General features: G+C 51.1%; 19 protein-coding genes. All 19 read right to left on the minus strand.

The genetic code is table 11. From position 1 onward, the window contains the following. The 19 genes from Q399_RS0101600 to astE all read right to left on the minus strand — a co-directional run bounded on the left by Q399_RS0101600 (position 1) and on the right by astE (position 25,133). Entirely contained in the window at positions 1-1,023 is a 1,023-nt protein-coding gene (locus Q399_RS0101600) for a WD40/YVTN/BNR-like repeat-containing protein (protein ID WP_031564774.1), read from the minus strand. A gap of 77 nt (positions 1,024-1,100) precedes the next feature. Next, complete coding sequence (locus Q399_RS0101605; protein ID WP_031564777.1) at positions 1,101-2,459, minus strand: DUF1329 domain-containing protein; 1,359 nt, start codon at positions 2,457-2,459, stop codon at positions 1,101-1,103. A gap of 19 nt (positions 2,460-2,478) precedes the next feature. After that, a complete protein-coding gene (locus Q399_RS0101610) occupies positions 2,479-4,617 on the minus strand; it encodes a DUF1302 domain-containing protein (RefSeq protein ID WP_031564779.1) in 2,139 nt (712 codons plus the stop codon). Positions 4,618-4,933: 316 nt separating this feature from the next. Beyond that, complete coding sequence (locus Q399_RS0101615) at positions 4,934-5,161, minus strand: DUF2835 family protein (RefSeq protein ID WP_031564781.1); 228 nt, start codon at positions 5,159-5,161, stop codon at positions 4,934-4,936. Next, positions 5,154-7,715: an aminopeptidase N gene (gene pepN, locus Q399_RS0101620; protein ID WP_031564783.1), complete on the minus strand. Its 2,562-nt coding sequence runs from the start codon at positions 7,713-7,715 to the stop codon at positions 5,154-5,156. Before pepN ends, Q399_RS0101615 begins: the two co-directional genes overlap by 8 nt. 53 nt (positions 7,716-7,768) lie before the next feature. Continuing rightward, entirely contained in the window at positions 7,769-9,253 is a 1,485-nt protein-coding gene (gene nhaC, locus Q399_RS0101625) for a Na+/H+ antiporter NhaC (RefSeq protein WP_031564785.1), read from the minus strand. Positions 9,254-9,299: 46 nt separating this feature from the next. Next, positions 9,300-10,679, minus strand: coding sequence for a sodium-dependent transporter (locus tag Q399_RS0101630; protein ID WP_031564787.1), 1,380 nt, complete (start codon positions 10,677-10,679; stop codon positions 9,300-9,302). A gap of 79 nt (positions 10,680-10,758) precedes the next feature. Next, positions 10,759-12,783: a carboxy terminal-processing peptidase gene (prc, locus tag Q399_RS0101635; protein WP_031564790.1), complete on the minus strand. Its 2,025-nt coding sequence runs from the start codon at positions 12,781-12,783 to the stop codon at positions 10,759-10,761. 15 nt (positions 12,784-12,798) lie between these two features. Further along, positions 12,799-13,524, minus strand: a complete 726-nt coding sequence (gene proQ / locus Q399_RS0101640; RefSeq protein WP_031564794.1) for an RNA chaperone ProQ — start codon at positions 13,522-13,524, stop codon at positions 12,799-12,801. A 3-nt stretch (positions 13,525-13,527) separates the two neighbouring features. Then, entirely contained in the window at positions 13,528-13,875 is a 348-nt protein-coding gene (locus Q399_RS0101645; protein ID WP_031564796.1) for a hypothetical protein, read from the minus strand. Next, positions 13,872-14,345 (minus strand): GAF domain-containing protein, encoded by a 474-nt coding sequence (locus tag Q399_RS0101650; RefSeq protein WP_031564798.1) that lies wholly within the window; start codon positions 14,343-14,345, stop codon positions 13,872-13,874. The genes Q399_RS0101645 and Q399_RS0101650 overlap by 4 nt, the downstream gene beginning before the upstream one ends. A gap of 80 nt (positions 14,346-14,425) precedes the next feature. Next, a complete protein-coding gene (locus Q399_RS0101655) occupies positions 14,426-15,100 on the minus strand; it encodes an SIMPL domain-containing protein (protein WP_031564800.1) in 675 nt (224 codons plus the stop codon). Between the two features lie 67 nt (positions 15,101-15,167). Beyond that, complete coding sequence (locus Q399_RS0101660; protein WP_245612801.1) at positions 15,168-16,994, minus strand: M1 family metallopeptidase; 1,827 nt, start codon at positions 16,992-16,994, stop codon at positions 15,168-15,170. 102 nt (positions 16,995-17,096) lie between these two features. Beyond that, positions 17,097-17,984, minus strand: a complete 888-nt coding sequence (locus Q399_RS21320; protein WP_051685666.1) for a sensor domain-containing diguanylate cyclase — start codon at positions 17,982-17,984, stop codon at positions 17,097-17,099. Positions 17,985-18,056: 72 nt separating this feature from the next. Next, complete coding sequence (locus Q399_RS0101670) at positions 18,057-19,877, minus strand: protein kinase domain-containing protein (protein ID WP_031564805.1); 1,821 nt, start codon at positions 19,875-19,877, stop codon at positions 18,057-18,059. Positions 19,878-19,950: 73 nt separating this feature from the next. Beyond that, positions 19,951-21,522, minus strand: coding sequence for a dihydrolipoyllysine-residue acetyltransferase (locus Q399_RS0101675; RefSeq protein WP_031564807.1), 1,572 nt, complete (start codon positions 21,520-21,522; stop codon positions 19,951-19,953). 13 nt (positions 21,523-21,535) lie between these two features. Further along, positions 21,536-22,513, minus strand: coding sequence for an alpha-ketoacid dehydrogenase subunit beta (locus Q399_RS0101680; RefSeq protein ID WP_031564809.1), 978 nt, complete (start codon positions 22,511-22,513; stop codon positions 21,536-21,538). Further along, complete coding sequence (locus Q399_RS0101685) at positions 22,513-23,694, minus strand: thiamine pyrophosphate-dependent dehydrogenase E1 component subunit alpha (protein ID WP_031564811.1); 1,182 nt, start codon at positions 23,692-23,694, stop codon at positions 22,513-22,515. The genes Q399_RS0101680 and Q399_RS0101685 overlap by 1 nt, the downstream gene beginning before the upstream one ends. Before the next feature lie 371 nt (positions 23,695-24,065). Beyond that, positions 24,066-25,133, minus strand: a complete 1,068-nt coding sequence (gene astE, locus Q399_RS0101690) for a succinylglutamate desuccinylase (protein WP_051685787.1) — start codon at positions 25,131-25,133, stop codon at positions 24,066-24,068. Between the last annotated feature and the right edge of the window lie 30 nt (positions 25,134-25,163).

The following is a 25,163-nucleotide window of genomic DNA, read 5'->3' on the forward strand; positions in this document are numbered from 1 at the left end:
TTATTGGCTTACCACTTGTTGCACTGTTTTAATACCGACTTCCGTGGCCAGCACTAAATCCGCGCCGACGACTAAACCATTCAGTACAGCTTTGCCTTCCGTCTGCGGGACTAACTGAAAGCTCTGACCATCATCCCGGCTTTGGAAAATCACGCCACTGTTGCCAAACAACCAAATGTGCGAGTCAGTGGCGACCACTGAATTCAGCGTAGCCGGTGACGATAAGCTCAGTTGCTGCCAGCTCTGGCCCTGGTCGCTGCTGCGAAAAGCATGGCCGCGCAGGCCTACAGCAAATAAAGTGCCTTTTGGCGATTGCGCGATAGAAAACAACGAGCCGTTGTAAAATTCCGGCTGACGCTGCCAGCTGTTGCCACCGTCGGCGCTGATTGCCCAGAAGCCGGCCTCACCGACCATCACTAACTTATCTTTGGTGGCAAATACCCGGTTGATGTGTGGCAGCACTGAGCCGAGCTCTGCCTGATAAGCTTCAGGGTCAGAATCTTTTAATTCAGCCAGCAAGGCCTGATCATCAGCGTTGGCGAGCTCCGCATGATATTGCTGCTGCCAGGACTGACCGCCGTCTTTGGTGCGGTAAAACAGACCATAAGCGCCAACGGCAAAACCTTGTTGTTCATCAGTGAAATACACATCAAACAGTGGTTTATCCAGCTCCGGCAAAAACTGCTGCAGCTGCCAGGTGTGACCGCCATCTTTACTGGCGATGATACTGGCGTCATGCCCGACGGCCCAACCGTGGCTTGGATTGACAAAAAACACTGAATTCAGATTGGACTGCAATGGTGTTGGGCTTTGTTGCCACTGCTTACCGTCCTTGCTCAGCAAAATATGACCGCGCTCTCCGGCAGCCACCAGCATATCTGCTGACACACGCACGAGATCAGTCAGCACTGATTTTTCTGCATGCGGCAGCAGATAAGCACTTTGCGGTTTGATGCTGGTTTGTGCCAGCGCAGGCCATAAGGTAAATAACAAACTCAGGCCGGATAATAATTTAAACTTCATTAGAGTCTTTACTCGAGATGAGATTTGAAACAAAAACGGTTGGCAAGAAGCCAACCGCTTTTTCATACAACCTTGTCTTACCGCGTGCCTTCACGACGCAGCGCAGCTGGCGTGAAGTCGTTGTCAGACAATTTCACTGAGAAATCATACATCTTGTCTTCGTTATCCAGACCGATAGCGATATAACGGCGTGAATTCAGATCATGATAGACTTCCAGCGTACTCCAGTGCGTTGGCACTTCGTAGTAGTTCAGACCGTGTGCCACGGCAACGCGATATAACTCGCCACGCGCGTCATACAAGTCTGCGACATGAACTTGCCAGCTGTCCTCGTCAATAAAGAACACACGTTTGCCATACACATGACGCATACCGTCTTTTAACGTGGCTTCAACCTGCCAGACGCGGTGTTTTTCCCAGCGCACGTATTCAGGATTGATATGACCAGGTTTTAAGATATCAGCGTACTTGGCATCTTTGCTGTGCAGCTTGTAGCTATTGTACGGGATATACATTTCTTTTTTGCCAACAAGCTTCCAGTTGTAGCGATCTGGCGAGCCGTTAAACATATCGAAGTCATCTGTAGTACGCAGGCCGTCTGATGCCGTACCCGGCGCGTCATAGGCAACGTTCGGTGCGCGGCGCACGCGACGCTGACCTGTGTTGTAAGTCCAGGCCTGACGTGGCGTTTTCACCTGATCCATGGTTTCATGCACTAACAGTGCGGTACCGGCCAGACGCGCTGGTGTGGTGACACTTTGTTTAAAGCGGAACAGGATATTTTCTGCCTGTAAAGCTTCTGCCGTGGCGGCTTTGTCAGAATATTTGAACATGATTTGTTCGTCAAAGCCGATCAGTGTGTAGTCGCCACTGGCCGTCGGTGCGGCCTGACCACCGTTACGGCTTGCTGCAACACCACGATAACGCACGGTATGGTTCCAAATCGCTTCCAGACCATTCGCCGGAATTGGGAACGGAATACCGATAGCCGCATTGATGATGCCGTTACCGCCCTGCACTAACTCCGCTTTGCCGGCGATGTTTTTGGTTGCATCGTAGACATACTGCGGGTAAGACGCGGTGCGGCGCGTCTGATACACATTCATCTTGTAAGTCGGGTACAGATCAAATAACGCTAACTGACCTGGCGACAGCGTATCTTTGTACTTTGCCAGATTAGATTTATCGATGGTAAACAGTACTTTATCGCCGGCAAACGGGTCCGGGTGATGATCACCCGGTTTATAACCGGCTGGCGCTGATGTAATACCACCTTCCCATGCCGGGATGGAACCATCTTTATTACCAGCTTTTTCCGCGCCGAGCGGCGTTAAATCAGCACCCAGGCGGGCAACTTGATCCGGGCTAATTTTTGCTGCAGCCGAGCAGCTCAGTACCAGCGCAATCGCGCTCGATAACAGGGTGAGTTTTTTCATAATTCTGTCTCGTCCCTTCTTATAAAGAGTATTTGATGTTAAATGACACGAAATCGCGGTCTTCGGTGTTATTCGTGGTACCAACACCATCAAAGAACGCGTTGTACGATAATTCCGCCGACCAGGCGTTCAGATAGTCAAAAGCCAGCGAGTAACTCAGGGCCTTTTTGTCTTCTGAGAACATAAACAGCGGGTCTGGCGTAATACCGTTGACGTCATGCGAGAACGTCAGACGCTGAGTCAGGTTGACGCCGGCCAATACGTTGTTGTAGTTGGCGATAGCAACCAGGCGGTAACCCCAGGCTGATTTGGTCGGGAACGGGTTCGTTTCCGCGCCGTTTGATACACCAGTGTGCAGACCGGTTTTCGAAATCAGCTGACCCTGTGCATTGGTGCCCATCAGTGGGTAACCGCTGCGGTCAGTATTCGGACCGTTCAGACGTAACACGTCTTGCGCCGGCATATCTTTAATATCGATACCACCGATCTCCGCAAGGACAGTAAAGTTGTCAGTATTCAGTACAGGGCCGAATAAATGGGTCACAGTTAATTGCGCCTGCATGGTGTCGCTCAGGATATACCCCTGTGCGAACTGGCCTGGTTGTACTTTTTTGCCATCAAAACGGCCAATTTGCGAAATACCGGCTAAATCAGGGCGAATACCGGCGTTGGCCAGCTGTTCCGGCATACCAGCGTACAGAATTTCTACGTCATCAATTTGCAGCGGCTCGTCCTGGCGATACGCCAGTTCACCGGCAATAGAAGTGCCTTCTAAGGTAGTGTTGAAGCTGAAACCGTACAGTTTGATGTCTTCCGGATATTCAATTAAGCCTTTTGACATTGCATTGAGGTTGCTGACGTTATCAGCAGTCAGCGTATTGGCCGCCATATAAGCGATATCTGACTGAATTGCAGCAGTACGGAAATCAGACGCAATACCTGAAATCACCGGTGTACGGCTGTGGTAATTCATGTGGTATAGCGCAAACTCAGTGTCACCGAGTTCTGGTGAGAAGTACTCAAGTTTCAGACCATACTGGCCAGAATCGCTTGGTTCAATTTCACCGGCACTGCCTTTTGGCCGCAGTGTCACTTTGGTTGGATAAGCCAGGTAAGCCGCAGAAAGTTGGGTCAGACTACCTTGTGCCTGAGCTTTCTGAGCTGCTGTCGCTGCCGGGTTTTGCAACACAGCCATCGCAGCTTTGACACCATTACCGATACCGTTTAACCCAGCCAGTAAAGTACTGAGGTCAAGATCCGGGTTACCGGCAAAACCTAACTGAATGTTCTGGTTGTAACCGCCTTTACCGGCGAAATCGTTGGTGGAAAAATAAGTGCCAGGCACCGGCAGGTAGCTGTTCTGCCAGTCGTACTGATAAAACACTTCAGCAGACAGCTGCTCGGTGAGACCCAAAGACGCCCAGGCCATACCGACCGGGATATAAGCTTCTTTTAAGTCAGCACCCGGTAGACGGGCGATACCCACGTCGATTGGCGTGATGTTGATACCGTGCTGGATTAAGGTACTTTCACCCCAGCTTAATACCTGCTCACCGACACGGATTGACAGCGGGTTGGCACCGTCATTCAGTGCAAAATTGGCAAATACATAAGCATCAAGTAAACGCACGTCGCGACAGGCTAAATCACGGGCGTCATCGTCCTGACATGGATCGACGCGATTGCCGGACACCGGATTGGTGTATGCACCTTCGTTGTCCATTAAAGCAGCGTCATAGAAGTACATAAAACGGGTGAACAGACCAAAGTCGCCTTTGGTAATTGATAATTCGTGGGTGCCTTTAAACAGCTCGGAGAAAATATCGCCTTTGTCGTAATTCAGGTTACCGGCATCGCCGTTTGACGAATATCCGCCTGGCTGAGCCCAAATTTCAGAAGATGGATAAATCACGTTGGTCGCGGCGTTATAACCAGTCCAGTTAAAACGCGGATGGTTGACTTTACTGATGGTGTCCCAGTTGCGGTCTTCTGCCCGCCAGCTGGCACCATATGAAAAGGTTGAGTCAAATACAACTTCGACATCATCACCCAACGTGAAGTTGGCTGCCTGAGCAGACGTTGCAGACAAGGCTAACAGTGCAGACGCGACACCAAGCACCAATGGCTTTTTGGTGAAGGCTAAAGGCCTTTTGTTCATGTTCGATTCTCCCCCCTGTCCCTGCAGGTATATTTTGTTTTTGTAATCGGTCGCTTTGATCAACTGCTCTGATCTCTGCGCACGTAGCAGAAATAATTACATCATTTTCCGGAGGGCGCAAGGCTTCAAGTTGGGTAAATCTGTTGATTTACCTTTAGTTTTTGCCGTTTGCCTCAGGCAATGCCAGCAACACTCCCCCTATCAGTTTAACTGAAGGCTGCACCTGTGCTGACAAAATACTTAACTTGCTGAAATAACAAAGCAAAAAGTGTAAAAGACACGGTCAGGTTTTAATCTGGCGTTTAAAGTATTCACTCTAATTTATTTTCTGCAGGGCCTTAAACTTACCGTTTTCGTCAGTAAACAACTCAAAACGACCGTCGAGCCCCGAATGTTGAAAATAACGGCGAAAATGGCGTAAATCGAGTTGAACGCGCAGGCCGTTATCGGCCTGCACCACCACTGCAGTAACCTGGCCCTGATAATAACTCAGCACCTGCTCTGCCGTGAGTAACAACCTGAAACGATAACACCGCTCAGCCATGCAACGCTTTACCCAGCTTTTCACTGAGATCCGGGCTCAGTTGTTGCTGACTCAGTTGTTCAAGAGCCTGACGCATCAGTGCCTGACGTTTCGGTGCAAAACGCCGGAATGACAGCAGCGGCGTTACCAGCCGGGAGGCCAGTTGCGGGTTGATACTGTCAGCTTTTGCGATCACCGACGTCAGACGTTGATATCCTTCGCCATCGGCCTGATGGAACATGGCCGGGTTCTGCTGACCAAATACTGCGTACAATGCCCGCACCCGGTTTGGATTTTTCCAGTCAAATAACGCAGTTTGCGCCACCATATCCATCAGTCCGAATACACTGTTATCGCCAATAGACGCCACCAACGCAGAATGTTTATCAAACAGTTGCACGTTATCGCCATGTTGCTGCAGGAATTGTTGCAACATCCGCGACGTCTCAGCGTGTCCGGCCCTAACTAAACCCTGCAATACTGCCAGTTTGTCGGTCATATTGTCAGCTTCGGTATACTGCTGCTGCCAAAGCGACGCTGGCGTGTTGTTGCAACGCAGCAAATAACGCAGTGCAGTATTGCGCAGTGCCCTTAAGCCAACTTGTTGTTCTGTGTAAACATAAGGCACAGGCAACAAACGCTGATAAAGTGCCAGCCAGTCAGCAGCAAAAGTTTCAGCCAGCTGCTGTTGATAATGCTCCAAAGCTGACAAAATCATTTCTACCGGGATTTCGGCATATTGTTCGGCCAGCGTGTCATATCCCGGCAACGTCAGTAGTTCGGCGGTAAAAGCCAGATCAGCAAGTGGTTGCTGAATGAATTGACGCAACACATCGAGCATTTGCGCCGGTATGGTAGCAATTTGCTGTTGTTGCACCGACTGTCGGACTAAATCAGACCATAATTGCTGCATGGCATCCCAGCGCGCCACGCCGTCATGCGCATGCTGACACAGATACAATAATTCATCGGTCTGATAGGCGTAGTTCAGCTTCACCGGGGCACTGAAATCGGCCAGCAAAACCGGGACTACCGGCATCTTCAAACCGTCAAAACAAAATACCTGCTGTGCTCCTGAACATTGCAGAATACCGGTTTCAATCCGGCCATTTGCGTCGTGTAATTCATACCGCAGTGGCAACAACACAGGTTGTTTGTTTGGCTGATCTGCGGTGGCTGGTGTCTGTTGTTGCAGGTGTAACTGCACGCCTGTTGAAGTTTGTTCTAGCTTCGCAGTCAACTCTGGCGTACCAGACTGGCTGTACCACAAGCTAAACTGACCTAAATCAACCTGATTGGCGTCCTGCATCGCGGCCAAAAAGTCGTCGCAGGTGACAGCCTGGCCGTCATGTCGCTGAAAATACAAATCCATACCACGGCGGAAGCCTTCGGCCCCCAGCAGCGTGTGTTGCATCCGGATCACTTCAGCACCTTTGTCATACACAGTCACAGTGTAGAAATTATTCATCTCCTCCACCACATCGGGACGGATTGGGTGCGCCATTGGGCTGGCGTCTTCGGCAAACTGCGCAGTACGGATAGTTTTCACCGCATCAATCCGGCATAAAGTGGCAGAGCCCATCGCCGCACTGAATTGCTGGTCGCGAAAGACGGTCAGGCCTTCTTTTAAACTGAGCTGAAACCAATCACGACAAGTGACTCTGTTGCCGGTCCAGTTATGAAAATACTCGTGGGCGATAATACTTTCGATATTAAAGTAGTCGGTGTCTGTGGCCGTCGCCGCGTCAGCCAGTACAAATTTGCTGTTAAAGACATTAAGACCTTTGTTTTCCATCGCGCCCATATTAAAGAAATCGACGGCGACGACCATGTAAATATCGAGGTCGTATTCAAGGCCATAAACCTCTTCGTCAAACCGCATTGCCCGCTTGAGTGCCTCCAGCGCAAAAGTTGCTTTAGCCCCCTGGCCTTTATCAACATAGAACTTCAGCGCAACCTGGCGACCACTTTGAGTGACAAAGTCACCGCACAGTTCGTCAAAGTCACCAGCGACCAGAGCAAATAAATAGCTGGGTTTTGGAAATGGATCATGCCAGCTGACCCGCACGCGGCCATCGGCCAGCTGATGTTTCGCAATCAGATTGCCATTGGATAATAAAAATGGGATTGAATCGTTTGCAATGATATGGGTGGTAAACACCGCCATGACGTCGGGCCGGTCCGGGTAAAAAGTAATGCGGCGAAATCCTTCAGCTTCACATTGGGTACAGTAGGCGCCATTGGATAAATACAGCCCTTCTAACGCTGAGTTGGCAGCGGGGTCCAGCACTGTGCGTACCTTCAGCTCAAATTGCTCGGGTAGTCCAGACAACAAGATACCGTCGTCATTCTGCGTTTTCTGCGACCACTCCACACCATTCACTTGCAGCGACACCAGTGTCAGCTGCTGGCCATCCAGCCACAGCGTGTCCGCTCCGACAACATGGCGCTGTAACTGGCTGACTGCAAGTACGCGGGTGGCCGTCGGGTGCAGTTCAAACTCGAGTTCAATTTGCTGCACCTGATAAGTGGCGCGCTGATAATCAAGACGGCGTTTGGCGATATTGGCAGACATCAATCACTCCTTAAAACAGCAGAAAAAAGCCTGCAGGCGCAGGCTTATTTAATTCAGGCTACAGGCCTTTCTACAGCAGGCCTGAGCGTGTCCGGTGGGGTTAACCGTAGGATCTTTACGCCCAGATAAGCATAGACAATCGCCAGCAGCGGATTAATCAGGTTGAAGAAAGCGTAAAACATATAATCCAGCGGACTCACGCCCAACACACCGTGCATATAAGCACCACATGTGTTCCATGGGATCAGTGCACTGGTTATAGTGCCGCCGTCTTCTAAGGTACGCGATAAATTCACCGGTGCCAGACCGCGTTTTTCATACTCTTCTTTGTACATGCGGCCAGGCATTACAATCGCCATATACTGATCGGCCGCCAAAATGTTGGTAGCGATACAGGTCAAAATAGTACTGGTGATTAATGAACCAGTACTGTGTGCCCTGCGCAAAATCGCCTGGACAAAACGGCGCAGCAAACCGGTGTGCTCCAGCACTGAACCAAACACCATCGCGGACATAATCAGCCAGACGGTGTTCATCATCTTGGCCATACCGCCACCGCTCAGTAATTTATCCAGCTCAACGTTGCCGGTTTCAATAACAAAACCGCTGTGTAAGGTGGTCCACACCACTTTTAACTGGCCAAGCATCACCGGGTATGCCTGATCCGTCATTTTTTCAATTAATGGCTGCTGGAACAACACTGCCCAGAGGCCCCCGAGTAAAGCACCGATAAAAACAGTCGGAAAAGCAGGGACTTTTTTTACTGCCATCACTAATAAAATCAGCATCGGTACCAAATGCAGTGGCGAAATATCAAAATGTTGCTGCAGGTCACGGCTTATTTGTTCGATTTTCTCGACGTTAGCCACGCCGTTTGCGTTAAAACCAATCAATACGAATAAAATAAGCGCCAAAATCAAACTCGGGATTGTGGTCCATAACATGTGCCTGATATGTGAAAACAAATCAGACCCCGCGACCGCCGGAGCAAGGTTTGTGGTGTCAGACAACGGAGACAATTTATCGCCAAAATAGGCGCCTGACACTATGGCGCCAGCGGTGATCACCGGAGACAAGCCCAGGCCCATCGACACCCCAATCAGTGCAACACCGACCGTGGCGGCTGTGGTCCATGAACTGCCGATACCCAGCGCAACAATAGCGCAAAGGATACACGTGGCGGCATAGAACCAAGCGGGGTCTAACACCTGCAAGCCATAATAAATCAGCGCCGGTACAGTACCGGATAACAACCAGGTGCCGATTAAAGCACCGACTGAAAACAGGATTAACACAGCGCCCAGTGACAGTGCGATACCGCGGATCATCGCCTGTTCCATTTCTTCCCAGCCGAAGCCATTTTTCAGACCAATCAGCACCGCAATTCCGGCGGCGACAAATAAAGCCATTTGATTCGGTCCGAACGAAGAGTCGCTGCCATACAGGTACACTGACAAGCTCAGCAGGAATATCAGTACGCCGAGCGGCAGCATTGCATCCAGCATGCTCGGGGCTTTGGTGGTCTTGGATGTGGTCATTCTTTGCTCTTTTTTTAGTTATATTTGGCCTGCCAACAGCACCTGTTCAGAGTACACCGGTCAGGTTCAGAAACACGGCGAGGATTGCAACTGGGGTGAACCAGCGGATACAGAACAGCCAAATACTATAAGCAACCGGCGAGGTATTCAACTCTTCACGGCTGGCATTTTGCCGGACTTTCCAGCCGGCAAAAATCGCAATCGCCAGACCACCTAGCGGCAACATGATGTCAGACGTCAGGTGGTCAATCACTTCGAACAGGTTATGTACTTCTTTGCCGACAAAAACAAAATGTAGTTTGGCCCAATCCGCACCGGCAAAACTGAAGACCGTCAGCAGGCTGAGCAGCCACAACACAGCACCGGAAAACACACAAGCCTGCAACCGGCTGAACCCTTTGGCTTGCGTTAACCAGGCGACCACAGATTCGATCATCGCGATAGTCGAAGTAAACGCGGCAAACACCAGCATAGTAAAAAATAAGGTGCCGACAATCTGCCCCCCTGGCATCTGACCAAAAGCGACCGGCAAGGTAACAAAAATAAGCCCGGGGCCCTGCCCGGCGTCTAATTGGTGAGCAAATACGATAGGATAAATCACCATAGCGGCAATGAGGGCGACTGAGGTATCCGCCAGGGCAATCCAGATTGAGGTGCGGGCGATAGAAACTTTGCCCGGCATGTAGGCGCCATAAGTGATCATCACGCCGGATGCCAGGCTTAACGTAAAAAACGCATGACCTAACGCCATCAGCATGCCTGCAACGGACAACTTGCTAAAGTCCGGCGCAAACATAAAATGCAGCGCCTGAGCGAAATCGCCGGTCACGCCGGCATACACCGCAAGGCCAATCAGCAGCACATATAAAGCAGGCATCATCCATCGGATCACGCGCTCCAGCCCCTGCTTCACGCCGCGGGCCACCACAGCACAGGTCAACACAATCACGACAGTGGTCCACAGTAACAGACTGGTCAAATCAGCGGAGAACTGGCCGAACATCCCGCCGATCTGTCCGGCATCGAGGCCCTGAAAACTGTTTTGTGCCGCTTTCGTGACATAGGCAAAAGCCCAGCCGGCTATCACCGAATAAAACGACAGGATCAAAAAGCCGCCGACCAGACCCATCCAGCCGGCGATTTGCCATAGCGGATTGACTTTAGCTTCAATCGCCAGCGCTTTTACCGACAAACCGGGGCTTTGCCGGCCACGCCGTCCTATCATCACCTCAGACATCAGCACCGGGATACCGATTAGCAAGATACACAGCAGGTACATCAGCATAAATGCGCCACCGCCGTTTTGCCCCATGATGTAAGGGAATTTCCAGATGTTACCCAAGCCCACGGCAGCGCCGGTGGCGGCAATAATAAACATCAGCCGGCTTGACCATTGCTGATGGACGGCAGCTGTAGCAGTCGTCATACGATACTCTTGTATAAGGTTGCAGATAAAACAAAGGACTGCGGGCAGTCCTTTGTTCAGGGGATATGCTGGAATTCAGTTATTTTTTGGCGATCTTGCCGCTCATCACTAAATCCTGTGTGATCAGCACAGTTTCCTCGAGCAATGGATCCAATTTTTCCAGTACTTCAGGTGCGTCATCCACGGTCTTAACCGGTGGAAGTTTTAACCGCGCCAGCCGCTCGTTCAACCGTTTAAGCTCACGGGCTGCTTCACTGTCTTTTTTCGCCAACCGCTCTTTTTCGTTCAGAGACACGGTTTTTTGGTCTTTTTCCTGGTTATAAAGCACGATATCGTCGTTGAGATATTTAAACTCAACTTCTTCGGCGATCCGTTTCTGATGTTTAGCCTGTAGCTGTGGCAACACCACTTTAATATCAGGCGCGCTGGTATAACTGGCCGGCGCTATCGAATCCCATGGCAGCGCGTTTTCTTCTTTGCTTTCGCCCCACTCATCCGGGTTGATTGGCGTCGGATAAGTAATATCCGGAACTACCCCTTTATGCTGCGTGCTGCCACCGTTGATCCGGTAGAATTTGGCAATGGTGTAATTCAGCCCACCAAGCTCAGCGTCAAAAGTGTCATAAATACGGCCTAAACCACGGTGCTGCTGCACTGTCCCTTTACCGAAAGTATGTTCACCGACCACCAGAGCGCGACCATAATCCTGCATCGCTGCGGCAAAGATTTCTGACGCTGATGCACTGTAGCGGTCAACCAATACCGTCATTGGACCGTCATACAACGTAGTACCATCAGTATCATCATTTTGTGTAATACGACCATTGCCTTCGCGGATTTGCACTACAGGGCCACGGTCAAAAAACAGACCGCTCAGAGAAATAGCTTCTGGCAGTGAGCCGCCACCGTTGCCACGCAAATCAATGACTAAAGCGTCTATTTTCTCCGCTTTCAGCTTGGTGATTTCCTTGCGGACATCTTCGGTCAGATTGTTGTAGAAACTCGGAATGTTAATTACACCGACTTTTTTATCGGTCTGATGTAATTGCGATTTAAAGACTTCGCCTTTAGCGGCACGGTCTTCCAGACGGATTTTATCGCGGACAATTTCAATCTGCTGCGGCATTGCCCCGGCAGCACCGCTGCCAGCCAGAACCTGCAAACGAACTTTTGAGCCCTTGGGCCCTTTAATCAGGTCGACGACATCATCAAGACGCCAGCCGACAATATCGACGAATTCATCGTTACCCTGGGCGACACCCACGATCTTGTCTTTCGGTTTCAGTTTTTTGGTCAGATCCGCCGGGCCTCCGGGCACCAGGCTGGAAATGACTGTGTAATCATCGTCAGCCTGTAACACTGCACCTATGCCTTCCAGCGACAGGTTCATTTCCTGCTGGAAACGATCAGTATTGCGTGGTGATAAGTAATAAGTGTGCGCCTCGATTGAACGGGCGTAAGCATTCATCACCAACTGAAACACGTCTTCGCTTTCGGTTTGTGCCAGGCGTTTTTTCGCTGATTTATAACGTTTGGTCAGGACCTCTTTAATCTCTTCCGGCTTTTTGCCAGCGAGTTTCAGATTCAGCGCATCGAATTTGACACGTTGACGCCATAATTCATCTAACTGTGCTTTGGTTTCTGGCCACGGAGCGTCTTCACGCTCATACTCATAAGCATCTTTGCTATTAAAATCAAAGCCTTTGTCCAGCAGCGACAAAGCATAATCAAAACGCTCAGCCCGACGTTGCAAACTAAGATTAAACATCTGATACGCAAAATCGAACTGCCCCTTCGCGATTGCGTCGTCAAATTGAAACTTGAATTGTTCAAAATTGGCAACGTCTGATTTGAGCATCACGTTGTGAAAATAATCCAGGCTATCGAGATACTGGTCATACACTTTGGCCGACAACTTATCGTCGATCTGGACCGGCAGGTAATGGCCGCGGGTCAGAATCGCCGCGATCCGCTTACTGGCAGTAAAATGCTGATCTAACTGAGTCAGTTCCGGTAGCGTGACCTTCTCTGCGACCGGTGCGGCAATAGTGGCGCCACAAAACGCCAAAAACAAACCTGCGGCAATACCTGATAATTTTCTCATCGGACACTCTTTGAATTAGGCCTGAAACAGACTTCCACGCTGGGTTTTCACGATCATTCCTGAAGCCAGCTGCACCACAACATCTTGTTTAGCAAGCTCGACTACGGTCGCAGCGATTGGGCTGGCGCCAAATTTAACTAACACCTTACCGCCCACCACTAACTGACCATCTTCGACCGCTTTGAGTTCAACCGGCGCGGCTTTTAACGGCTCAGCGGCAGGTTTAGATTTCAGCGTAGCGGCTTTCGCTGCTCTATTGCTTGGTTTGTGTTCTGGTTTTTTGTAAGCAGGTTTTGCAGCTTTTGCCGCATCGGCTGGTTTTGCCGCATCACCAGCGGCGACTGCCGCAGCTTTTGCTTTGGCACGTTCCGCTTGTTGCCGGGCTTTGCGCGCTTCCTGTGCCTTGGCTTTACTCTCAGCCAGCGTCGCGGCAGCATGTTCGGCCTGAGAAGCATCGATCACCGCACCGTCAACACCGGAGAGGTCGACCCGGAACGCGCCTTCTTTCACGGCTTCCAGATAACGCCAGCTACTGGTATAAACCCGTAGCGCCTGACGTAACATCGTTTTGCTGATTAATGGGTTTTCTTGCAGCTTTTCTGCAAGATCCTGAAAAATACCGACTTTCAGCGGCTTTGCCGGACCAGTCAGACTAAAACACAATGGAAATTGTTCGGCCAGGAGTGCCACAACTTCTTTAACATTGTGTGGTTTGACTTGGGCTTCAACTTGACTGGTCATGGTTTAATACTCTTCTTCATCAATGACATCTTCGGCGTCGTCATCTGCGTCTTCATCATCTTCGTCAGACGGCGCGCCCTGTTGTTCTATAAACTGACGACTATGCGCAAGCGCCCAGTCAACCAGTTCGTCTTCATCTGCTTCGATCATCACTTCGCTGCCGCGTAGCTGATCCCAGATATCCCGCATCAGCCTGTCGATTAATGCGACGGAGGCATCTTCGGGGACTGTTGGCCAAACCGCATGATAAATGGTATTAATGCGGTCTGCGACCAGTTCTTCTTCGCCTTCCCAGTCACCGACATCCCGGACATCGAACAAATAATCCTGGACGGACAACCAGTCTTTCATAAGGTTTGTTCCAGACGTTGTTCGAGGGCACTGACAAGCTTTGCAAGGCCTGCCTGGTCGGCTTCATCAAAGCGCGACAGTGAGGGACTATCAATATCCAGCACCCCAATAATTTCACCGCGCAAGCGCAGCGGAAACACAATCTCTGAGTTACTGGCAGCATCGCAGGCTATGTGACCGGGGAATTCATGCACATCTTTGACCAGCTGTACCTGACCGGTGGCAACTGCAGTGCCACACACACCTTTACCGATGTCGATCCGCACACATGCAGGCTTGCCCTGGAAAGGGCCAAGCACCAGTTGCTGGTCTTTTAATAAATAAAAACCGGACCAGTTCAGGTCCGGCATTTCCATAAATAATAAAGCGCTGACATTAGCGAGATTGGCGATAAAATCGGTCTCGTCGGAGATTAACGCGGCACATTGCGCCGTGAGCGTGTCATAAAAGGCTAGTTTTTCAGCAAACATCAGGTCTGAACGGGTTATTAACTCAAGGCCCCTACCATACTTGGTTTGCCTGAAAATTTAAACCATCCGCTGCACATTTCTCAGCGATTTATCAGTTCAAACTGTACCTGCACATCGGCACGGATCTGCTGCTGGCCGAAATTCACCGGCATGGCCTCGGCGGCCATCATCATGCCCTTGAACCTTGGCCCTGGTGCACTGGACTGTTCATGTACCTGATTGACCTTGCCCAGTTTACGGCCACTGAGTTCCGCCAGCTGCAATGCCTTGCTTTTCGCGGCGGCAAAAGCCTGCTGCAACGCTTCGGTATAATATTGTTCGCTGTCGGCAGTTTGCAGTTCAACCGGCTGGATCTGGCTGACACCGAGCCCGGTTGCCGCCTCCAGTAAGGCCGGATAGATTTTCAGGTCGCGGATAAGCACAGTAGTGCTGCGCTCAACGCGGAACTGGTCGAGTTTTTCCGCGCGTTGTTCCGGATAAATCACCAGCGGCGCATTGTTGATATCAGTGGCCTTGATTTGGTGCTGCTGCAATATTGCGGAAAATGCTGCGCTTTGCTCGTCGACCAGTTTTTTACCAGCCGCGACATCGGCTTGCTGCGCCGAAAACACCAGCGTTAGCCGCGCTTGAGTCGGGGTTACAGCGACAGCGCCGCTGCCATTGACCAGCACATAATCGCTGTCGGCGGCCTGTGCGCTGCCTACAGCTGGCAGGTACTGTAAAGCGCCAATTAACAACAGCATAGGGTATTTCATAGCAATCTCCTTGTTAAACACCAGCTGAGCTTACCAGAGCCTGTGTGCGCCTGACTGTGACCAAATGTCAAAGTCCGAGCCGATCCAGTTGTTGCTGCGCCAGCGGGTGATAGCCGGGTCTTGCTTCGCGGTAGACCTGTGCCGCCCAGCTGCGCCACTGTGGATTGGCTTTCAGTTCGGTATAAAGCGGCACAATAAATTTCTGCCGGCCCACACTCAGCAAAAACTGACGCAGCGGCTGAATGATCTGTGGATGATTCAGCGGGATCACCAATTTTGCCCAGGCCGTAAAGATTTCAGCATTGCTGCTTTGTGACAACGAAAACGCCATTTCCAGTTCATTCAGTTGCTGCGGACTGAGTTGGCGCGGCAATTGTTCAATAAAATGCAGCCACTCATGTACAGACCATTGATTGGTGGCGAGCAGGCTCAGGCTGGTCTCGCCGCGCAGCCACTGCTGTTGGCCTGCGCTGATACGACGGAAGGTGTCGGACGTCGGCAACAGGATTTCACCACTGAGCCCAGGCTGATATAACCACTGTTCCAATGATGCTTCGCTGAAACTCTGCTGTTGATTCAACTCTGCAGAAAAAAACTCTATAAATGCTGAAGAATCAATGGATTGAAAGGCGAATTCGGCAAAATAGCGCCGCAGAAATTCATCAAATTTCTGCTGGCCAAAATGCTGCGCCAACGTGTTCAGCAGCAGCTGGCCTTTGACATAAGGTACCTGATGAAAAGCATCGTCTGGATCGCGTCCGGTAAAATCAGGCTGTAACCGGGTGTCGGCTGGCGGTAATTGCCTGATACGATCACGCAGCGCCTGCACGTTCAGTAATAACTCCATATCGGCACGTGACTGACCGTAGACCTGCTGCATAATGCGGTTTTCGACATAGTTGGTAAAACCTTCATTCAACCAGACATCATTCCAGCTGGCGTTAGTCACCAGATTACCGCTCCATGAATGCGCCAGCTCATGCGCCACCAGACTAATCAAACTTTTGTCGCCGGTGATAATAGTCGGCGTGACAAAAGACAATCTTGGATTTTCCATACCTCCAAACGGGAAGCTGGACGGCAACACCAGTAAGTCATAACGTTTCCATGGATACTGGCCAAACAATCGATTAGCGGCGTCCATCATCTTTTGGGTGTCGGCAAATTCGATACTGGCTTTGTCCAGCCAAATTTTTTCAGCATAGACACCTGTATCTGCCGACATGGCCTTAAAATGCAGATCGCCTACCGCCAGCGCAATCAGATAAGACGGCACCGGTTGCGGCATATCAAAGTGATACAGACCATCGCGCTTGGTATTGGCACTGTTGTCCGCACTCATCACCGCCAGTAACTCAGGTAAGGTCTGGATCTCGGCCTGGTAAGTCACTCGATTGGCCGGCGTATCCTGCAGCGGCAACCAGCTACGGGCATGAATAGGCTGGGACTGCGAAAACAAAAATGGCTGCTTTTTTTCACTGGTCTGGTCGGCGGTAAGCCACTGCAGGCCGCTGGCCTGTGGTGTGGTCTGGTAATAGACCCGCACGGCCTGAGTAGCAGGCTGTAGCTGGATAGTCAGTGGCTGGCCTTTTAAATTGTCTGTGATCCCCAGCAGGTAAGGCGTATTTTGCCAGTGCACACCATCATTGCTGGCGGTCACGGCAGTAATTTTCAGATGTCGGGTGTCCAGTACCAGCCGTTGTACCGCCGGATCGGCGCGCTCCAGCTGATGTTCAACATAACCGGTCAGTTTCTGCCGGGTGAAGTCCACGGCCAGGTTGAGCACCAGATGCCGACTGCGCACCTGTTTATAGTTGGCAAAACTATGTGGGTCTGGCGCTTGTAATGGTGTCCCGGCAACCGCACTGCCACAGAGCCAATACAACAGTAACAAGCAAATTTTTCTGAGCATGGGCAGGCTTAAAACTCTACGGAATGAATCCACTGCATGTTAACTGTTCACAGATATAAATCAAAGAGTTAGGTAGCTCCCGCTTTAATATATCCGTACGCAGTTACGTCCTTGGGCTTTGGCCTGATACAAGGCGTGGTCAGCAGCTGCCGTCAGTTCATCCATACGCTGTAGCTGTAAAGAGAACTCGGCGATACCGATACAGGTGGTAATTTGGCCGCCATCGAGCGCCGGACACTGCCAGTCGGCAATTTTGACACGGATCCGCTCGGCCAGCGCCACCGCAGAATGGGCATTTGTATCCGGCAATAAAGCGATAAACTCTTCACCGCCAATACGGCCGAAATCATCCGGCTTACGCAGTTCAGACTGTACTTTACTGGCAAACCCCTGCAGCACCAGGTCGCCGGCGGCATGGCCATACTGGTCATTTACTTGTTTAAAGTGGTCAAGGTCAAACAGCAGAATACTGAAATCCTGCTGATAACGCCGGGCTTTTTTTAAGTGCAGTTCGGCAATTTCCAGAATGCGACGGCGATTAAAACACGCTGTCAGCGGATCGTGGTCCGCCAGATTTTGTAACTGGCGCTGAAGTTCCTTTAGTTTGCTGATATCTGCAGCAACTAACCCCGTGGCGAACAGTTCACCTTGTTCATTGTTAATCGGAAATTTCAGCGACAAAAACTCTTTATCGACGCCGTCCACTTCGACCCGCTCTTCAACACTGATAGCCACCGCAGATTGCTGCGCCAGAATATCGGCGCGGCGAAATTGTAAGGCGGTCTCCGGCGAAAATAACTCGGCATCGGTTTTGCCGATGAAATCAGTCACCGGCCGGCTGAACAAACGGCAGTATTGCTGATTGACATATAAATAGTGACCGTCCAGATCTTTAGCACCTATCACAGCCCCGGAATGGTCAGCAATGGCCTGCAGGATCGCGATTTGCTGTTTTACCAACGAAGAGTCCACTCCAAGCTCCTGCCCGTTGCCCTATGTTTCAAACAATAGCAAATCCATGACCGGCTGCTGGTTATTTTATATTTATCTGATATTCGGATTCGCCGGATACACCAAAGGCGGCTGAACCAACTGATGACTGAATTTACGGGTATCTTTATGTGGCAGCTTCATAAAGCCGCCTACGCCTTCACCGCGGATCAGCGGAATTTTCCGCACGATATTTGCCAACAAAGCAGCGAACTGGGGCTCGGCATCGGCGTCCAGTAAATGGAAATAACTGTGCACTTTCATATAAAAACTGGTGACTTCAAAGATAATGCAACCGGTGTGGCGGATCAGGTTCAGCTGTGCCAGGTCGTCCATAATCGCGTCCGGCAAGGTTAGTTGCTCGTCCGGGTCTTTGCCGTCTTCAAAATATGAATGCTGTTTACTGCTCAGTTCAGCGTTACTGACCGCTTTGACTTCATACGGAATAGTTAAGTCAGGCGGAATGGCAAAGGCGTCTTCGGCACTGTCGCGGGATAAGTGAATGGTCTGACGGGCGTCAAACAGACAGGCTTTAAAAGTACCTACTTTCGCGATGGCACGCGCCAACGTCACCACATTATTCAGTGCCAGCGTAAATGCATCAGTCAGCTGCTGCTGATACAGATGGAAATGACAGTCGATATAAACACCCTGTGCCTGCCAGTGAATGGCTAAACCACCCACCACCGGATAACGCCCCAACCGGCTCACTGCAGCGACAAAGGCTTTTTCGGTTTCGCCCATGCCTTCGAGGTAGTTTTTGTAATACCGTTCCAGCTGCACATCATCGATATACTGAATGCCGTCTTCTTCGCTGTGTTCACGCAAGAATGATTTACGCGATGAATAGACCACAGTGTCCAGTTCGCGGCTTTGCTGATTGATACCAAATGGCAGTGACGGGCTATCGTTTAATACCTTGATGGGCGGCAGCACCAGATGCACCAATCGTGGCATGGCTTTGAGAAAATAATCGCCGGCCTGGGCCCGGAGCTGTGGATCATCAGCGAGCAGGCTGTCGAGGATAGTAGCAAATTCATTCGGCAAGCCTAAGCTTCGCGCCGGTATGGCTTTGCGGCCAAAGCGGCAACTTTGCCCGGATGCCAGCGCATACAAAGTACCAGCCACGCCTTGTTCGTCAAACCGTGGGCTGGACAGCGCGCCGGCTCTTTGCTCAGCACCGATAAAATATACGTCGCCAAGCCGCGCATTGGAATGCTGCAAATCGGCGGACATCAGGCTCATCACGTTATTACCAAGGTAATGGCCCTGCTCGTCGGTTTGTGCAAACACTGAACTGCCCCAATCGACCAGACTGATTTGACCGCTCAGTTCGTCATATACCAGATTGGATGGTTTGATATCGCCATGGACTATCGGGCAAGCCTCGCCGTCTTTCTGATGACTACGCAAAAACTTCAGTAAGCTGGCAAGCTGGGCTGCGATATCAATAACCAGCCGCACCGGTAGCCGACCATGGCGCAGACTGTATTGCTCGAGGTCAATCCCCTGCGCCCGGCCCATCATCAGAATGCCTTGTTTTTTCACCAGCTGATACGTGATGTAACGCGGCACATTCGGATGCTGGATTTGCGACAGCATATAGGCTTCGTCAGCCAATCGTTCCTGAATATGCTGCGGTAAATTGACGCGGGAAAATTTAAATACACATTGTTCGCCGGCTTTATCAAGCCCGGCAAAAGCAAAGCCATAAGCGCCTTTGCCGACCAGTTCGATGTCGCGGTAACCGAGTTTACGCAGCTCGTCCATACAAAGTGCGACCCAGTCTTTGAGCTTTTTAGCGTCGTTGGCATTGAGCAGGAAAATCGACTGCTCTTCCGGGATATAAAAATTACGTAGTTGGTGTTTGTACATCGCAAAAATAAAAAAGCCCCGTGTGGGGCTTTTTTAACAGGTTTTCGCTGTGTTTGATAGCTCAGCGCTTTCGTTAGCGCATCGCTACCAGCATGGCAGACGGTTCTTCCAGGTACTTTTTCCACAGGTTGGTAAAGCGCGCGATAGTGCCACCGTCAATGACCCGATGGTCGCCCGACCAGCTGACCTGCATAATGGACCGAGCCACGACATGGCCTTTGCTGTCAAAGCGCGGCAGCTGCTGTACTTTGCCTAAAGCTACAATCGCCACTTCCGGTTTATTGATAATCGGTGTCGCGACTGTCCCGCCGATAGCGCCAATATTGGAAATGGTGATAGTGCCGCCTTTTAAATCAGCCGGGCTAACGCGGCCTTCGCGAGCCAGATCAGTTAAACGCGTTAAATCCTGCGCAATTTCAACAATAGATTTGCGCTGGCAATCTTTGACGTTCGGTACCAATAAACCAACTTTAGAATCCACTGCAATACCGATGTTATGCTCGTCAAAATAAGTCAGTGCCGTGCAATCCGCATTGACCTGAGAGTTTAAGATTGGGAACTCGTTCAGCGCCAGCGACATCGCTTTCATAAAAAACGGCATCATAGTCAGCTTGACACCTTGTTTGGCGAGGCCGTCTTTGAGGCTTAAACGCAGCGCAATCAGCTCGGTCAGGTCAATTTCTTCGCAATAGGTAAAATGCGGAATGGTCGACACGGACTCGGCCATCTGCCGTGCCATCGCGGCTTTGATGCCTTTAATCGGTTCCACGCGGCGGCTGGTGCTAGCTGCGACCGCTGGCGCAGTGTCACGCGTCACAGCTAAGGCTGCTGTGTTGGTTACCGCTTGAGCAGCACCAGAGACATACGCCTGCACATCTTGTTTAAACACCCGGCCTTTAGGGCCAGTGCCCGGTACGCGGTGGATGTCCACACTGAGTTCACGGGCCAGTCGGCGCACGGCCGGACTTGCCAGCGCTTTATGGCCGGCAGGCAGGCTGGACGCGGCTACCGATACCACAGCTGTGACTGGCGCTGCGACCGGCGAACTGGCCTGAACCGCTGCTGGCGCACTGACGTGTGTTGAAACCGCAGCACCCGCAAGCATAACATCCATCTCAATGGCAAACAGCGGCGCATGTACTTTAGCAATATGGCCCTTAGCGGTATAAAGCTTAACCACTTTGCCCGGATGTTTGGCCGGGATTTGCACTAAGGCTTTGTCGGTCATCACGTCACAAACCGGTTGATCTTCAGCGATGATATCACCTTCTTTCACCAGCCAGTCGACCACTTCACATTCGACGATGCCTTCACCGATATCCGGCAGAATAAAATCTTCCACCACTTTACCGCCGACAGCCACTGGCGCAACCGGCGCTGCTACCATTGGTGCATCACCAGCAGCGACATCGACAATCATTTCAAACAACGGCGCATGCACTTTGGCGATATCGCCTTTGGCGTAATACAGCTTGCTGACTACACCGTTGTAGACCGCCGGAATTTGTACCAGCGCTTTGTCGGTCATCACGTCACAAATCGGCTGATCTTCGACAATGCGGTCGCCTTCTTTCACCAGCCAGTCGACCAGCTCACATTCGACGATGCCTTCACCAATATCGGGCAGGATAAAATCTTTTTTCATCGATAACTCCGGCTCAGAAATTGACAGAAGCTTTAATGGCTTCGAAGGTTTTTAAATGGTCGGCGACGTATTCTTTTTCCAGCGCCAGCGGGTACGGAGTATCCAGACCACAGACGCGCAGGATTGGGCTTTCCAGGTGCAGGAAACAGCGCTGCTGAATCGTTGCGGCGATTTCACCGGCAAAACCACCGGTTAGTGGTGCTTCATGGTTAATCACCAGCCGGCCGGTCTTTTTCACCGACTCTGCGACGGTATCGACATCCCACGGCAAAATGCTGCGAAGGTCAATCAGTTCACAGGAAATGCCGATAGCTTCAGCCATTTCCACCGCTTTTTCGACGATTTCCATCTGCGCGCCCCAGGCCAGCACTGTGACTTGCGTGCCGGTTTTCATCACTTCAGCCTGACCAATTGGCAGCTCGTAATATTCTTCCGGCACTTCACCGACGGATGCGCGGTATAGTTTTTTCGGTTCGAAGAAAATCACCGGGTCCGGGCAGTTAATCGAAGCCAGTAATAAACCTTTGGCCTGATGCGGATTGCGTGGTACCACAATTTTTAGCCCAGGCGTGTGGGCAAAATAAGCTTCCGGCGACTGGCTGTGATAATGACCACCGGCGATACCGCCACCATATGGCGTACGGAACACCAGACCACCGACGTTAAATTCATTGCCAGAGCGGTAGCGGAACTTGGCAGTCTCATTGACGATCTGGTCAAAGGCCGGGAAGATATAATCAGCGAACTGAATTTCAGCCACCGGCTTCATGCCTTGTGCCGCCATGCCATTGGCAAAACCGGCAATGCCCTGTTCGGTCAAAGGCGTATTAAAACAACGGGCTTTGCCGTATTTTTCCTGCAGTTTAGAGGTCGCGCGGAACACGCCGCCAAAATGGCCGACGTCTTCACCAAAACACACTACGCCATCATCTTTGGCCATCGCTAAATCGAGCGCGTTGTTGATGGCTTGTAACATATTCATTTTCGCCATTACAGTCTCCCCGACGTGATTGGATACGCATCCGGATATTTGCGGATATGCTCTTTCAGGTCCGCCAGCTGGCGTTCCAGTTCAGGGATAGGTTCGGAGTAAACATCACTAATCAGATGCTCAATACCTGGCTTGGCGACTTTTTCCGCCACTTTTAACGCTTCCAGAATGTCCTGGCGCAGCTGCTCAGTCGCGGCTTTATCGGCTTCATCATCCAGCCAGCCTTTTTGCAGCAGGAATAAACGAAAACGCGAAACTGGATCGTTTTTGCGCCACAGTTCTTCTTCTTCTTTTGAGCGGTAACCGCTTGGGTCATCCGACGATGAATGCGCACCTAAACGGTAAGCGATAGATTCCAGCAGCACCGGCTCGTTATGGGCTAAAGCGTATTCGCGCGCCATTTTGGTGGCCTGATACACCGCCAGAATGTCTGCGCCATCGACACGGATAGTCTTCATGCCATAACCGACGCCGCGACAGGCAATACCGTCGCCTTTAAACTGCTCGTTGGCTGGAGTGGAAATGGCATAACCGTTGTTGCGGCAGAAAAACAGCACCGGCGCTTTGTGAACGGCGGCCATGTTTAAACCGGCGTGGAAATCGCCTTCAGACGCCGCGCCTTCGCCGAAATAACAGATAGTGACGTTCGACAAACCACGCAGCTTTTGCGCGTAGGCATAACCGGCCGCTTGCGGAATTTGCGTACCAAGCGGGCTTGAAATCGTCATGTAATGAATGGCATTGCTGCCGTAATGCACCGGCATCTGCCGGCCTTTGCCTAAGTCTTTTTCGTTGGAGAACAGCTGGTTCATAAACTGTTCCAGCGTAAAACCACGGTAACGCAAGGCGCCTTGTTCGCGGTACTGTGCCATGATCATGTCAGCATCATCCAGTGCGGCGGCGCTGCCGACAGTGGCGGCTTCTTCACCCAGACACTGCATATAAAAGCTGATACGGCCCTGACGCTGTGCCCCTAACATCCGTTCATCTAACACCCGGATAAAGGTCATGGTTTGGTACATTTTGAGGGCGGTAGCTTTATCCAGTTCAGGTGCGGTAGCGCCTTCGTAGAGGGTACCGTCGTCCTGTAAAATCCGCAGTGTTGGGATCTGCAAAGCGTGGCCACTGGTGAATTCGGCCTGATGCACAGTCGAAATCGTGGCGTTATTCGGGTTGGTCATAGATCTCTCTTTGTCATGCGGGTAACGCGGACCTTGGTGTTTGCCTGCTTTACCTTGATGTTAAACCCATCTGACCGTCAGTCTGTCGCTGTTTAGGTCAGCTTCTCCCCTGGATTTTTGCAGGCCGTCTGGTGCGTCGGATTATTATACTTGACGTGGACGTCAACCAAACCCCTGCTTGATGCTGTTATAGTTTTTACTCCAGCGCGGCTGACTTTACCTTTACGTAAACTGCATTGCAACAGCACCAGCCTGTAAAACGTAGCACAGCCGCGGTTTTTACGGTGAATTTTTCCGAGGGCTCGGATAAGGAAAACTAATGTGAAGCAAAAACGGGCACTAAGCCCGTTTAGCAATGCAGATAGGAGTGCTTAGTCACAGAGCTGCCCGGCGATGGACACCGGTTTCACCAGCAACATCGCGCGCTGGCCGATTGCGACATCGGCATTGGGGAAAATAATGGCTTCCCCCGGTTCATCGACGCGATATTCAATAGCGCCATCGCGCGCCAGCACAGTACCGAGCGGAAACTGGCTGAAGTTTTCGATATTGCGGGCAAAACAAAGCTCAAACTGCTCAGTTTGTTTGTTTACAGCCCTGCTCACGACAAAAAAGTTAAACTTGCTTTCGTCGAATTCAGCGAGCTCAGGCAGTCTGTCTGTCACCAAAGCGCGCAGCATCAAATCACAAGCGGCAAAGCGACTCATATCATTCTCGCCAAAGGGCCGCACTTTACCGAGTTCCAGGGTAAAGGCATGAGCACCGCAGCTTTGTGCGCCAAAATAACTAAAGGTAGAAGCCGGTGTTTGCATGAGCAGGAAAGTTTCTACGCCGCAGGCATGTAAAAAGCGCAGCTGGGTTTTGTTCCAGGGTTTGCCGTGTAAAAACGGATACACAGCAAATTTTTCAAACTGCGAGCCGCGAATAGCGGTGTGCAGGTCGTACAGCAAGCGTTCGCGCCCTTCGCCACCGGCTTGATAAAAACGCAACACATATTGTTCAAGCTTTGCCGCTCGCTGACGCTCCCAGCCTGGTTCACCGTCAGCTTTGCTGTGATGGCCGGAGAATAAACGATTCAGGTTATCGACCAGTTCCCGTTTTCCTGCGTTAATGGCCGGCGGATTGCCAAACAAAAACAAGGTTCGTTGTTTCAGTTGCAGCTTGCCAGTCAGCACGTCGATACACAGCGCAGCGCAGAGTTCAATCGGCGCTGTTTCATTGCCATGCACGCCAGAAGATATCACAACATCAGTTTTGCCATGCTGTACAGGCGTCAGGCAGATGACGCCGGTATCCCAAATCTCAGCGACAGTGCCATCCGTAAGCACGCAGGAGAATGGCGTTAAATGTTCAGGATGGCTTAGCGTCAGAGCGAGAAAATCACCGCTGGCTGCGAGGTCTGCCGGGCTCAGTGCCCGGCCAAGAATATTTGTTGTCATAATTTGGCTTTGTTTTATCAAAAAATGCGT

It is taken from the genome of Rheinheimera texasensis DSM 17496, assembly GCF_000711985.1.
GTDB lineage: Bacteria > Pseudomonadota > Gammaproteobacteria > Enterobacterales > Alteromonadaceae > Pararheinheimera > Pararheinheimera texasensis.

Bases quoted from the DNA above. Each gene is read 5' to 3' on its own strand.
- proQ (WP_031564794.1), bottom strand. From the start codon at position 13,524: ATGACCAGTCAAGTTGAAGCCCAAGTCAAACCACACAATGTTAAAGAA.
- prc (WP_031564790.1), bottom strand. From the start codon at position 12,783: ATGAGAAAATTATCAGGTATTGCCGCAGGTTTGTTTTTGGCGTTTTGT.
- Q399_RS0101615 (WP_031564781.1), bottom strand. From the start codon at position 5,161: ATGGCTGAGCGGTGTTATCGTTTCAGGTTGTTACTCACGGCAGAGCAG.
- Q399_RS0101675 (WP_031564807.1), bottom strand. From the start codon at position 21,522: ATGAAAAAAGATTTTATCCTGCCCGATATTGGTGAAGGCATCGTCGAA.
- Q399_RS0101610 (WP_031564779.1), bottom strand. From the start codon at position 4,617: ATGAACAAAAGGCCTTTAGCCTTCACCAAAAAGCCATTGGTGCTTGGT.
- Q399_RS0101685 (WP_031564811.1), bottom strand. From the start codon at position 23,694: ATGACCAACCCGAATAACGCCACGATTTCGACTGTGCATCAGGCCGAA.
- pepN (WP_031564783.1), bottom strand. From the start codon at position 7,715: ATGTCTGCCAATATCGCCAAACGCCGTCTTGATTATCAGCGCGCCACT.
- Q399_RS0101655 (WP_031564800.1), bottom strand. From the start codon at position 15,100: ATGAAATACCCTATGCTGTTGTTAATTGGCGCTTTACAGTACCTGCCA.
- Q399_RS0101680 (WP_031564809.1), bottom strand. From the start codon at position 22,513: ATGGCGAAAATGAATATGTTACAAGCCATCAACAACGCGCTCGATTTA.
- nhaC (WP_031564785.1), bottom strand. From the start codon at position 9,253: ATGACCACATCCAAGACCACCAAAGCCCCGAGCATGCTGGATGCAATG.
- Q399_RS0101605 (WP_031564777.1), bottom strand. From the start codon at position 2,459: ATGAAAAAACTCACCCTGTTATCGAGCGCGATTGCGCTGGTACTGAGC.
- astE (WP_051685787.1), bottom strand. From the start codon at position 25,133: ATGACAACAAATATTCTTGGCCGGGCACTGAGCCCGGCAGACCTCGCA.
- Q399_RS0101630 (WP_031564787.1), bottom strand. From the start codon at position 10,679: ATGACGACTGCTACAGCTGCCGTCCATCAGCAATGGTCAAGCCGGCTG.
- Q399_RS0101650 (WP_031564798.1), bottom strand. From the start codon at position 14,345: ATGTTTGCTGAAAAACTAGCCTTTTATGACACGCTCACGGCGCAATGT.
- Q399_RS0101645 (WP_031564796.1), bottom strand. From the start codon at position 13,875: ATGAAAGACTGGTTGTCCGTCCAGGATTATTTGTTCGATGTCCGGGAT.
- Q399_RS0101600 (WP_031564774.1), bottom strand. From the start codon at position 1,023: ATGAAGTTTAAATTATTATCCGGCCTGAGTTTGTTATTTACCTTATGG.
- Q399_RS0101670 (WP_031564805.1), bottom strand. From the start codon at position 19,877: ATGTACAAACACCAACTACGTAATTTTTATATCCCGGAAGAGCAGTCG.